General features: G+C 40.2%; 10 protein-coding genes and 1 other annotated feature. All 10 genes read left to right on the top strand.

Translation table 11 applies throughout. The features are described 5' to 3' along the window. The first annotated feature begins 46 nt into the window (after positions 1-46). The 10 genes from secE to rpoC all read left to right on the top strand — a co-directional run bounded on the left by secE (position 47) and on the right by rpoC (position 12836). Positions 47-220, top strand: coding sequence for a preprotein translocase subunit SecE (gene secE / locus OSO01_RS16520; protein WP_147211548.1), 174 nt, complete (start codon positions 47-49; stop codon positions 218-220). A 101-nt stretch (positions 221-321) separates the two neighbouring features. Continuing rightward, the gene (locus OSO01_RS23435; RefSeq protein WP_186813687.1) at positions 322-474 is read left to right on the top strand and encodes a hypothetical protein; all 153 of its coding nucleotides are present in this window, start codon (positions 322-324) and stop codon (positions 472-474) included. Continuing rightward, on the top strand, positions 420-956 hold the full coding sequence (nusG, locus tag OSO01_RS16515) for a transcription termination/antitermination protein NusG (protein ID WP_147211547.1): 537 nt from the start codon (positions 420-422) through the stop codon (positions 954-956). Before OSO01_RS23435 ends, nusG begins: the two co-directional genes overlap by 55 nt. 236 nt (positions 957-1192) lie before the next feature. Continuing rightward, positions 1193-1618 carry a 50S ribosomal protein L11 gene (gene rplK, locus OSO01_RS16510; RefSeq protein ID WP_139344913.1) on the top strand — a complete coding sequence of 142 codons (426 nt, stop codon included), beginning with the start codon at positions 1193-1195 and terminating at the stop codon, positions 1616-1618. A gap of 272 nt (positions 1619-1890) precedes the next feature. Continuing rightward, complete coding sequence (gene rplA / locus OSO01_RS16505; RefSeq protein WP_147211546.1) at positions 1891-2583, top strand: 50S ribosomal protein L1; 693 nt, start codon at positions 1891-1893, stop codon at positions 2581-2583. Positions 2584-2632: 49 nt separating this feature from the next. Then, positions 2633-2778 (top strand) — a sequence feature (ribosomal protein L10 leader region). A gap of 51 nt (positions 2779-2829) precedes the next feature. Next, positions 2830-3327, top strand: a complete 498-nt coding sequence (gene rplJ, locus OSO01_RS16500) for a 50S ribosomal protein L10 (RefSeq protein ID WP_147211545.1) — start codon at positions 2830-2832, stop codon at positions 3325-3327. Positions 3328-3586: 259 nt separating this feature from the next. Then, positions 3587-3949 (top strand): 50S ribosomal protein L7/L12, encoded by a 363-nt coding sequence (rplL, locus tag OSO01_RS16495; protein ID WP_077605132.1) that lies wholly within the window; start codon positions 3587-3589, stop codon positions 3947-3949. A gap of 338 nt (positions 3950-4287) precedes the next feature. Further along, entirely contained in the window at positions 4288-4893 is a 606-nt protein-coding gene (locus OSO01_RS16490; RefSeq protein WP_147211544.1) for a class I SAM-dependent methyltransferase, read from the top strand. A gap of 409 nt (positions 4894-5302) precedes the next feature. Then, entirely contained in the window at positions 5303-8848 is a 3546-nt protein-coding gene (gene rpoB / locus OSO01_RS16485) for a DNA-directed RNA polymerase subunit beta (protein WP_147211543.1), read from the top strand. A 373-nt stretch (positions 8849-9221) separates the two neighbouring features. Beyond that, complete coding sequence (rpoC, locus tag OSO01_RS16480) at positions 9222-12836, top strand: DNA-directed RNA polymerase subunit beta' (RefSeq protein ID WP_147211542.1); 3615 nt, start codon at positions 9222-9224, stop codon at positions 12834-12836. Positions 12837-12897 lie beyond the last annotated feature (61 nt).

The following is a 12897-nucleotide window of genomic DNA, read 5'->3' as shown; positions in this document are numbered from 1 at the left end:
ATAGATTGATGGATAGATTCGCGTAAGTTCGGGGGGATATCAGTAGATGTTTAAGTTCTTAAAGAATGTTTCAAGAGAAATGAAGAAGGTAAGCTGGCCAAAAGGAAAAGAATTGAGAAACTATACCGTTGTGGTAATCTCTACAGTCATTTTTATGGCGGTATTCTTTTTCGTTGTTGATTTAGGCATATCTCAACTTTTAGATGCATTTTTTGAATAATTCCGTTATAATATAGGTATAATGAACAGAAGATAAAAGTCAGCGAAAACCCGATTTATGCGGGTTTTTTAAATTGGAATAGAAAAGTGGAGAGCGCTCATGTGTTAGCTCCCTGGCTTCTGGCGCTTGTAGCTAGAAAAAAGAAGAATACATTGATTTGTGAAGAGGAGGGGACAGGGCAGTTTATTGTCCGATACAAATGGAAAAGAATTGGTACGTGGTTCACACTTATTCCGGCTACGAGAATAAAGTGAAGATGAATCTTGAAAAAAGAGTAGAGTCTATGGGAATGGAAGATAAGATTTTCCGTGTTATTGTTCCGGAAGATGAGGAAGCAGAAATTAAAAATGGTAAAAAGAAAATGGTAAAGAAAAAATCTTTCCCTGGCTATGTTTTAACAGAAATGGTTATGACCGATGATTCATGGTATGTGGTACGTAATACTCCTGGAGTTACAGGATTTGTCGGTTCCAGCGGACATGGTGCAAAACCGACACCGTTATTACCGGATGAAGTAGATGTTGTATTGAAAAGAATGGGTGTCAGTGAGCCCGCTCTCCAAATCGACTTTGAAGTCAAAGAAAGTGTCCGTGTAACTGACGGTCCATTTACAGACTTTACAGGAACGATTGAGCAGATTGATGCAGATAAACAAAAACTGAAAGTACATGTTAATATGTTCGGGAGAGAAACACCGGTTGAACTGGACTTTTCTCAAGTAGACAAGCTTTCATAGGTTTTTCCTGGGAGATAAAAAAGAGCTATCCAACTAAATGTGAACGAATTGCTGAAATAGCAATTCGTTTCAGGTAAAGCTTTTTCATGAACCGAGGCTTGCTTTTTTTTTGAATTCATGCTAAGATTCTTTTGTTATTCTTGTTCTCAATTAAAAGGAGAACAGGGAATGAGTGGGAGGGTAAATAAAATCAAAGACCCTATTACCACATCACGGACTTTAAGGAGGTGTGTCTCGTGGCTAAAAAAGTAATCAAATTAGTAAAATTGCAAATTCCTGCGGGAAAAGCGAATCCAGCACCACCAGTTGGGCCGGCGCTAGGTCAAGCAGGTGTTAACATTATGGGATTCTGTAAAGAATTTAACGCTCGAACACAAGAACAGGCAGGTTTAATCATTCCTGTTGAAATCACAGTATTCGAGGATCGTTCATTTACATTTGTTACAAAGACTCCACCGGCAGCAGTGCTACTTAAAAAAGCAGCTGGAATCGAGTCTGGTTCAGGTGAACCTAATAAAACAAAAGTCGCTACTGTAAAGCGCGACAAAGTAAAAGAAATCGCTGAAACAAAAATGCCTGATTTAAATGCAGCTGATGTTGATGCGGCAATGCGCATGGTTGAAGGTACTGCGCGCAGTATGGGAATCACAATCGAAGACTGATTCGATATTCCGTAATCAGGCTTTCTGAAGTTAAAGAGGAAGTTCAAAAAGCTCCCAAATGATAGGCGGCGAATCTCTGCGTTGACGTGATTTTCTTGCTTCTAATTTGATCCCTTTTTGAACACGTACTTTAAGGGTTGCGGTTGTTTTCACCCGCAGCCTTATTCGTGAAAACGCCGGATGGAAAGATGATTTGTGTACTGGACAAGAGTGTTTGCTCTCGTCCCGTGGGAGGTACAACCGTTATAACCACAAAAGAGGAGGATATTAATATGGCTAAATATGGTAAGAAACATCAAGAAGCTTTAAAGCTGATTGATCGTACAAAAGCATATGAAATTAAAGAAGCTGTAGAGCTTGCAAAAAAGACTGCAAAAGCAAACTTTGATGAAACAGTAGAAGCTGCTTTTCGTCTTGGTGTAGACCCTAAGAAAGCAGATCAACAAATCCGCGGAGCAATGGTTTTACCGCATGGTACTGGTAAAACTCAACGCGTTCTTGTATTTGCTAAAGGTGATAAAGCAAAAGAAGCAGAAGCTGCTGGTGCAGATTATGTTGGAGAAGAAGATTACATCAACAAAATCAACCAAGGCTGGTTTGATTTCGACGTAATCGTTGCTACTCCGGACATGATGGCTCAAGTAGGTAAATTAGGTCGTGTTTTAGGACCAAAAGGCTTAATGCCAAACCCTAAAACTGGAACAGTAACTTTCGAAGTAGAAAAAGCTGTTCAAGACATTAAAGCTGGTAAAGTAGAATATCGTGTTGATAAATCTTCTAATATCCATGTTCCAATTGGAAAAGTTTCTTTCGATGAAACAAAATTAGTAGAAAACTTTACTGCACTTACTGATCAACTTGTAAAAGTTAAGCCTCAGTCTTCTAAAGGTACTTACCTTAAAAATGCTTCCATTGCATCTACAATGGGACCAGGAATCAAAGTTGACGTTTCAAACTTCCGTTAATTAGTAGTTGACTTTTAAGCCAACGTTCGATATACTAATTTTCGGTTTAATAAAATCGAATGTTATACCGTAGACAGCAGGGGCTATGCATGAGCTTAATTATCCTGCCGAGGTGTTTATTTATAGAAAGGCAAAACCGTTTTGCCGATCTAAGGTAAGCTCTCATGTCTGCATGAGAGCTTTTTTTATAGAAAAGCACGTTCGAACGGTGTAATAATAGCGACGGTTATTATAGGAGGTGGAAAGATGTCAGGGATTATTGAACAAAAGAAACAATTAGTAGAAGAAATTGCAGATAAGTTTCGTAATAGCCAAACTGCAGTAGTAGTTGACTATCGTGGACTTAACGTTTCAGAGGTTACTGCATTACGTAAAGAGCTTCGCGAAGCAGGTGTTGAATTCAAAGTATACAAAAATACAATGGTTCGCCGTGCTGTAGAAGCTGTTGAGCTAAACGAGCTTAGTGATGTATTAACTGGACCAAACGCAATTGCATTTAGTGAAGATGTTGTTGCTCCGGCAAGAATCTTGAACAACTTCAGTAAGGATCATGAAGCTTTAGAAATTAAAGGCGGAATTATTGAAGGAAATGTTGCTTCACTAGATCAAATTAAAGAGCTTGCAGATCTGCCAAACTACGAAGGTATGGTATCTATGCTGCTTAGCGTACTTCAAGCTCCAATCCGTAATCTTGCTTATGCTACAAAAGCTGTTGCAGAGCAAAAAGAAGAACAAGGTGCGTAATACACCAAACGGTTTAATAACGAAAAGCGCAGAGCGCCCGTTTAAAAACGTAGAGATTGGAGCGGCGTACCTGAGATAAAGGAATCACGGTGAGGTAACGAACCGATGATGACTTATCGTAGGGGGCTCACGTGTTAGCTCCCTAGTTTTTGGCGCTCGGAGCTGGATAGCTATATTTCAAGCGTAAGAGTAAAATTGTGATAAAACCACATGCTTGCTCACAAATAAAAAACAAACTTATATCAGGAGGAATTTAATCATGACAAACGAAGAAATGATTAGTGCAATTAAAGAAATGACTGTACTTGAATTAAACGATTTAGTAAAAGCAATCGAAGAAGAGTTCGGCGTAACAGCTGCTGCTCCAGTTGCTGCTGCAGGTGCTGCAGGCGGCGCTGCTGAAGAAGAAAAAACTGAATTTGACGTTGTTCTTACTGGAGCTGGTGCTTCTAAGATCAAAGTTGTTAAAGCAGTTCGCGAAATCACTGGCCTTGGCTTAAAAGATGCTAAAGACTTAGTAGATAACGCTCCTAAAGCAATTAAAGAAGCTGTATCTAAAGAAGAAGCAGAAGAAGTTAAAGGCAAACTTGAAGAAGCTGGTGCTTCTGTAGAAGTTAAATAATTTAACGAATATAAGAAAAAGAGCTCGTCGTATTTTAGACGGGCTCTTTTATCACGAATTGATAAAAGGTCACCTTTGTCACTAGAAAAAGTTCAAGTTTATATACGAGAATGATTTTTAGTTGAACAGGTGGCCTTTTTTTAACCAAGAAAATATTTGGGTTGTTTGTATTAGATGCAAGTTATAAGTAGGTTTTTTTGGCTGGCGCTCCAAATTCTTGGGACTACGGTTACTCGCCCCGCCCAAGCCGCTGTAACGGACATCGCCCTATGATTAGGAAGTGTACGATCGCAGCTCAGGTATTTTTCTTAATTAATATAAAGTGGGTGCTAATCCATATGACAGAGCATTATTATTCGAAGCAGCCTCAGGCGAAGTCATCTCCTCAAAGCTGGTCTTTTGATTTGCGGGGAAGGACATTTCAATTTACAAGTGATATTGGTGTCTTCTCGAAAAGTGAAGTGGATTTTGGTTCAAGAGTGCTTATTGAAACTTTTCAGGAGCCGGAAATTAATGGGCCGATATTAGATGTAGGGTGCGGTTATGGACCAATTGGATTGTCTTTAGCTTCCGATTTTTCTGAAAGACAAATTTTTATGATTGATGTAAATGAGCGGGCTGTTGAACTGGCTGCTAAAAATGCAGAAATCAATAAAATTACGAATACAACTATTCTTCAAAGTGATCTATATGAGAATTTGAATGAAAAATCTTTTGCTTCTATTGTTACCAATCCGCCGATACGCGCTGGTAAAAGAGTAGTGCATGCTATATTTGAAGAAGCTTATAATCATTTAGCAGATCATGGAGATTTATGGGTAGTCATTCAGAAAAAACAGGGAGCGCCCTCTGCAAAAGATAAGATGGAAGAGATTTTTGGTAATGCGGAAGTAGTTATAAAGAAAAAAGGTTATTTTATATTGCGAGCAAAAAAGTTTGACTAATGATTGGGACTATGCTAAGATTGGAAGATGCTAAGATGAGGATACGTTTGCCTAGGAGGTTTTTATTAGGTGAATGTATAAAATCTTTACAAATGGGAAAGGCTTGTAGAATCGGGAAAATCAAGATTCGACAAATTGCTTTTCTATAGTTTATCAAAATTCTTTCATCTGCACAATCTAAAATCACAATATCCTTAAAACAGTTGTTTTTTCAACGGGTGAAAATAAAGTTTTACCGGAAGAAAGATAAGCTGTCAAACAGGAAAGTGATACATGGTGTGAATGATAGGATAATGAGTTTATAGTTTTATTTTTTAAAGAACAGATGATTTATTCAGACGTTCTTTTAAATATGAGTTACATTTTGTAGAAACAACTACCAAAATGGATGATTTAAGGGGTGAAGCAGTTGACAGGTCAACTAGTTCAGTATGGACGGCACCGCCAACGCAGGAGCTATGCACGTATTAACGAAGTGTTAGAATTACCTAACCTAATCGAGATCCAAACCGCTTCTTATGAATGGTTCTTAGAAGAAGGTTTGAGAGAGATGTTCCAGGATATCTCTCCAATTGAAGACTTTACAGGAAATCTATCACTTGAGTTTGTGGATTATAGTTTGGGTGATCCGAAATATCCTGTAGACGAAGCAAAGGAAAGAGACGTGACATACAATGCTCCCCTTCGCGTGAAGGTTCGTTTAATTAATAATGAAACCGGAGAAGTAAAGGAACAGGAAGTGTTTATGGGTGACTTCCCGTTAATGACAGATACGGGAACATTTATTATCAATGGAGCGGAGCGTGTTATTGTATCACAGCTTGTACGTTCCCCAAGTGTTTATTATAACGAAAAAATTGATAAAAATGGAAAACGCGGTATTACAACAACAGTTATTCCAAACCGTGGAGCATGGTTAGAATTTGAAACAGATGCAAAAGATGTTGCTTATGTTCGTATTGACCGTACTCGTAAATTACCAATTACTGTTCTATTAAGAGCTTTAGGATTTGGAACAGATCAAGAGATTGTTGATTTGTTAGGCGAGAATGAATATTTACGAAATACGTTAGAAAAAGATAATACAGAGAACGCTGAAAAAGCTCTTTTAGAAATCTATGAGCGTTTACGTCCTGGTGAACCGCCAACAGTAGATAATGCGAAGAGTCTATTAGTATCTCGTTTCTTTGATCCGAAACGCTATGATTTAGCGCATGTGGGCCGTTATAAAATGAATAAAAAGCTCCATATTAAAAATCGTTTATTCAACCAGGTGCTTGCTGAGCCTGTTGTAGATCCAGAAACTGGAGAAGTTATTGCGAATCAAGGCGATCGTCTGGAAAGAAAATTATTAGATAAGATTCTTCCATATCTTGAGCGTAAGGAAGATCGTTTTGGAGATAAAACTATTACACCGCATGACGGGGTTTTGGAAGAAGAAATCACGATACAATCTGTGAAAATTCTTGACCCTACAGATCCAAATGGAGAACGTGAACTGACTGTAATCGGAAATGGGGAAGTAACGAAAGAAATAAAAAATATCACACCAGCTGATATTTTAGCTTCTATCAGTTATTTCTTTAACTTGCTTCACCAAGTAGGAGATACAGATGATATTGACCATCTGGGGAATCGTCGCCTGCGTTCAGTCGGTGAATTATTACAAAATCAATTCCGTATCGGATTATCCCGTATGGAACGTGTTGTTCGTGAAAGAATGTCTATTCAAGATACTTCGAGCGTAACACCGCAGCAATTGATTAATATTCGCCCGGTTATTGCATCGATTAAAGAATTCTTTGGCAGCTCGCAGTTGTCACAATTTATGGATCAGACAAATCCGTTGGGTGAATTGACGCATAAACGTCGTCTGTCAGCACTTGGACCTGGTGGTTTGACACGTGAACGTGCCGGTTTTGAAGTGCGTGACGTTCACTACTCTCACTATGGCCGTATGTGTCCAATTGAGACGCCGGAGGGACCGAATATCGGTTTGATTAACTCTCTATCCAGCTATGCACGAGTAAATAAGTTTGGATTTATTGAATCGCCATATCGTCGTGTTGACCCTGAAACTGGAAAGGTAACAAGTACAATTGATTACCTTACTGCGGATGAACAAGATAATTATGTCGTTGCACAGGCAAACTCGCCGTTAGATGATGATAACTTCTTTGTAAACGAGGAAGTAACTGCTCGTTTCCGTGAAGATAATATTATTGTATCCCGCGATAAAATTGATTATATGGATGTATCACCGAAACAGGTTGTATCTGCAGCGACTGCATGTATTCCATTCTTGGAAAATGATGACTCCAACCGTGCATTAATGGGAGCTAACATGCAACGTCAGGCAGTTCCATTGATGAATCCAAAGGCTCCAATCGTTGGTACAGGTATGGAATATGTGAATGGTAAAGACTCTGGTGCTGCTGTTATCTGTCGTCATGACGGGGTCGTAGAGCGCGTGGAAGCGAAGACCGTTATTGTACGTCGTATTTCAAATGTGGATGGCAAAGAAGTAGAAGGCGATGTAGATCGTTACGGATTACAGAAGTATAAGCGTTCCAACCAGGGAACTTGTTATAATCAGCGCCCGATTGTTGCTGAAGGAGATCGTGTAACAAAAGGTGAAGTTCTCGCTGATGGACCTTCTATGGAAGATGGAGAATTAGCATTGGGTCAAAACGTTCTTGTAGGCTTCATGACTTGGGAAGGTTATAACTACGAGGATGCCATCATTATGAGTGAACGACTTGTAAAAGATGATGTATATACTTCTATCCATATTGAAGAGTTTGAATCAGAATCTCGTGATACAAAACTTGGACCAGAGGAAATTACAAGAGATATTCCTAACGTTGGGGAAGATGCACTTAAAAACCTTGATGAACATGGAATTATCCGTGTCGGTGCAGAAGTAACTGACAGTGATATTCTTGTAGGGAAAGTGACACCTAAAGGAATGACGGAGCTTTCAGCAGAAGAACGCTTATTACATGCGATTTTTGGTGAGAAAGCACGTGAAGTAAGGGATACATCCTTACGCGTTCCTCATGGCGGCGGCGGAATCGTCTTAGATGTAAAAATCTTTAATCGTGAAGATGGCGACGAGTTACCACCAGGTGTAAATCAGCTTGTTCGTGTATATATCGTTCAAAAACGTAAAATACATGAAGGAGATAAAATGGCAGGCCGTCACGGTAACAAAGGGGTTATCTCCAAAATCTTACCGGAAGAGGATATGCCATTCTTGCCAGACGGTACACCAATTGATATTATGTTGAACCCTTTGGGGGTACCATCACGTATGAACATCGGACAGGTGTTTGAACTGCATTTAGGAATGGCTGCCAGACAGCTTGGATTACATGTAGCAAGTCCGGTATTTGATGGTGCAACAGAGGAAGATGTTTGGGAAACACTTGAAGAAGCAGGTATGCCGAGAGATGCGAAGACAGTTCTTTATGATGGGCGTTCAGGTGAAGCTTTTGACAACCGTATATCTGTAGGTGTCATGTACATGATTAAACTTGCGCATATGGTTGATGATAAACTGCATGCTCGTTCAACCGGACCATACTCTCTCGTAACACAGCAGCCGCTTGGTGGTAAAGCACAATTCGGTGGACAACGTTTTGGTGAGATGGAAGTTTGGGCATTGGAAGCTTATGGTGCTGCATATACACTTCAAGAGATCTTGACTGTTAAATCAGATGATACAGTTGGTCGTGTGAAGACATATGAAGCGATCGTAAAAGGTGATAATGCACCTGAACCGGGTGTTCCTGAATCGTTTAAAGTATTGATCAAAGAGCTTCAAAGTCTTGGTATGGATGTTAAGATGCTTTCTAGTACAGAAGATGAAATTGATATGCGTGAACTAGAGGACGACGACAGTCAAACGTCGACGAAGCTTAACATTGAAGTGGAAGAACCGTTAAATCAATAAAATTTGTGCAGCAATGGTTTAAACTTCTCATGTGATGTGGTGACTTCTATGTTGCCCACACGATGTGGGCAACATAGAAGTTCCTTTTCTTTTGAACCATTCTGCTCTTTCTATAAAATTTCGTTTAAAGAAATCCCAGACTTTCGCCAAGACATGACGATAAGCCAGGTTTTCTCAAACTTTCTTAACTTGTAAAAGAGGATGTTCAAAAAGTTCAACAAAAATGACACAGCGAATTTCTGCGTTGACGAGATTTTTCCGATACTCACGTATTTAAAAGCATACGCTCCGTTCGTAAAAATCTCGTCGCCTTGAACTTCTTGGTCTTTTTCATCGAACTTTTTGAACATACATTAAAAGGGAGGATTGCCCCTTGTTGGATGTAAATAATTTTGAGTACATGAAAATAGGGCTCGCTTCACCAGAAAAGATTCGTTCTTGGTCTTATGGAGAAGTGAAAAAACCAGAAACAATTAACTACCGTACTTTAAAACCGGAAAAAGACGGGTTGTTCTGTGAGCGTATCTTTGGCCCACAGAAGGATTGGGAATGTCATTGTGGTAAATATAAACGCGTTCGTTACAAAGGTGTTGTCTGTGACCGTTGTGGTGTAGAGGTGACAAAAGCTAAAGTACGCCGTGAGCGTATGGGGCATATTGAACTTGCTGCTCCAGTATCACACATTTGGTATTTCAAAGGAATCCCGAGCCGTATGGGGTTAGTATTAGATATGTCTCCTCGTGCATTAGAGGAAGTTATCTACTTTGCAGCATATATCGTAACAGATCCGGGAAGTACACCGCTTGAGAAGAAGCAGCTGCTTTCTGAGAAAGAATTCCGTTCTTATTATGATAAATACGGCAATAACTTCAAAGCTCAGATGGGCGCAGAAGCTATCCGTAAATTATTGCAGGATCTTGACTTGGAAAAAGAAGTTGATGCATTGCGTGAAGAGCTGAAAACAGCTCACGGCCAACGCCGTACTCGTGCAATTAAACGTTTGGAAGTAATGGAAGCATTTCGTAACTCTGGAAACGATGCAAGCTGGATGATTTTAGATGTTCTTCCGGTTATTCCTCCAGAAATTCGTCCAATGGTTCAATTAGACGGCGGACGTTTTGCTACTTCTGATTTAAATGACCTTTACCGTCGTGTAATCAACCGTAACAACCGCTTAAAACGTCTGCTTGATTTAGGCGCTCCAAGCATTATTGTTCAAAATGAAAAACGTATGCTTCAAGAAGCTGTAGATGCTTTAATTGATAATGGTCGTCGCGGCCGCCCGGTTACAGGACCAGGAAACCGTCCATTAAAATCTCTTTCTCATATGCTGAAAGGGAAGCAAGGCCGTTTCCGTCAAAACCTATTAGGTAAACGTGTGGATTATTCCGGCCGTTCTGTTATCGTTGTTGGACCTCATTTGAAAATGTACCAATGCGGTCTGCCGAGAGAAATGGCATTAGAGCTGTTCAAGCCGTTTATCATGAAAGAATTAGTGGCTAGAGGTCTTGCGCACAATATTAAATCAGCGAAGAGAAAAATTGAAAGAGTGCACCCTGACGTATGGGATGTTCTTGAAGATGTAATTAAAGAGCACCCGGTACTGCTTAACCGTGCACCAACCCTTCACAGATTGGGTATTCAAGCATTCGAACCTACGTTGGTTGATGGCCGTGCAATCCGTCTGCATCCGCTTGTATGTACTGCATATAACGCTGACTTTGATGGAGACCAAATGGCTGTACACGTTCCCCTTGGAGCCGAAGCACAGGCAGAAGCCAGAATCTTAATGTTAGCAGCACAGAACATCCTTAACCCTAAGGATGGAAAACCAGTTGTTACACCATCACAGGATATGGTACTTGGAAACTATTACCTTACTTTAGAACGTGAAGGTTCAATTGGAGAAGGTTCTTACTTTAAAGACACTGATGAAGCATTAATTGCTTATCAAACTGGATATGCTCACCTGCATACACGTATTGCAGTGCAGGCATCCAGTTTAAATAACAAAACATTTACAGAAAAACAAAATAGCCAGCTATTATTAACAACTGTTGGTAAGCTGATCTTTAATGAGATTCTTCCGGATTCTTTCCCGTATATGAACGAACCTACCAAGGTGAATTTAGAAGAGAAAACACCGGAAAACTATTTTGTGGATCCTGGAACAGATATTAAAGAAGAAATTAAAAACCGTGAAGTGGTTAAGCCATTTAAGAAAGGCTTCTTAGGTGATATTATCGCTGAGGTCTTCAAGCGTTTCAAAATTACAGAAACCTCTAAGATGCTTGACCGCATGAAGGATTTAGGATTCAGTTACTCTACAAAAGCTGGTATGACAGTTGGTATCTCAGATATTGTTGTACTCCCAGAGAAACAAGGTATCTTAGACGAAGCTCAATCCAAAGTTGATAAGGTCTTAAAACAATTCCGTCGTGGTCTGATTACAGAGGAAGAACGCTATGATCGTGTAATTGCTATCTGGTCAGAAGCGAAGGATGTTATTCAGGACCGCTTGATGGGGTCATTGAGCAACCGAAACCCAATCTACATGATGAGTGATTCCGGTGCCCGTGGTAACGCATCAAACTTCACACAGCTTGCTGGTATGCGTGGATTGATGGCTGACCCATCTGGTAAAATCATTGAAATTCCAATCAAATCAAGTTTCCGTGAAGGTTTAACCGTAATGGAATACTTTATTTCCACCCATGGTGCGCGTAAAGGTCTTGCCGATACAGCACTGAAAACAGCCGATTCAGGTTACTTGACTCGTCGTCTTGTAGACGTTGCACAGGATGTTATCATCCGTGAAGCAGATTGTGGAACGGACCGCGGCCTGAAAGTTGCTGCTCTTGTAGATGGATCAGAAGTTATCGAACCATTGTTAGACCGTTTGATTGGCAGAACAGCATTCGAAGACGTAAAACATCCTGAAACTGGTGAATTCATTGTAAAGAAAAATGAACTCATCCATGAAGATCAGGCGAAAACGATTGTGGAAGCTGGTATCGAAGAAGTAACAATCCGTACAGCCTTCACTTGTAACACGAAACATGGTGTATGTCAGAAATGTTATGGCCGTAACTTAGCTACTGGGTCAGACGTTGAGGTTGGAGAAGCGGTTGGGATTATCGCAGCACAATCCATCGGTGAGCCGGGTACACAGTTAACAATGCGTACCTTCCATACTGGCGGAGTTGCCGGAGATGATATTACACAAGGTTTACCTCGTATTCAGGAGCTGTTTGAAGCCCGTAATCCGAAAGGGCAGGCGGTAATTACAGAAATCTCCGGTACGGTTCTTGAAATGAAGGAAGTTAAAGATAAACAAGAAATTGTTATTCAGGGTAATGTAGAGCAGCGCAGCTATGCTGTACCTTATAACGCCCGCTTGAAAGTTCAAGAAGGAGATCAAGTGGAAACTGGGCAAGAGCTCACAGAAGGTTCCGTTGATCCAAAAGAACTTCTTCGCGTCAAAGGTGTAGAAGGCGTTCAAGACTACTTGCTTAAAGAAGTACAACGTGTATATCGTATGCAAGGTGTAGAAATCGGAGATAAACACGTCGAAGTAATGGTTCGCCAAATGCTTCGTAAGATCCGTGTTGTATCTTCTGGAGATACAGATGTATTGCCAGGCTCTCTGCTTGAATTACATCAATTCAAAGATGCAAACCACAAAGTATTCAAGGAAGGCGCAGATCCTGCTACAGGCCGCCCGGTATTACTTGGTATTACAAAAGCATCTCTTGAAACTGACTCATTCCTGTCAGCTGCATCCTTCCAGGAAACTACACGTGTCCTGACAGATGCTGCTATTAAAGGAAAACGTGATGAATTACTTGGCCTGAAAGAGAATGTTATTATTGGTAAACTTGTTCCAGCCGGTACAGGAATGCCGCAATATCGTACTTTAGAAGCTGAACTTGATGTGCCGGAATCTGATGAAGAAATAACAGATGAAGAAAGCACACAAAGAGTATAAAATGAAATGTTGAACAGGAAGGGGATTATCCCTTCTTGTGATCACCTTGTAAGTTATTTTT

The sequence above is a fragment of the Oceanobacillus sojae genome (genome assembly GCF_007991515.1).
GTDB classification, from domain to species: domain Bacteria; phylum Bacillota; class Bacilli; order Bacillales; family Amphibacillaceae; genus Oceanobacillus; species Oceanobacillus sojae.
This window is presented reverse-complemented; position numbering and strand designations above follow the sequence as displayed.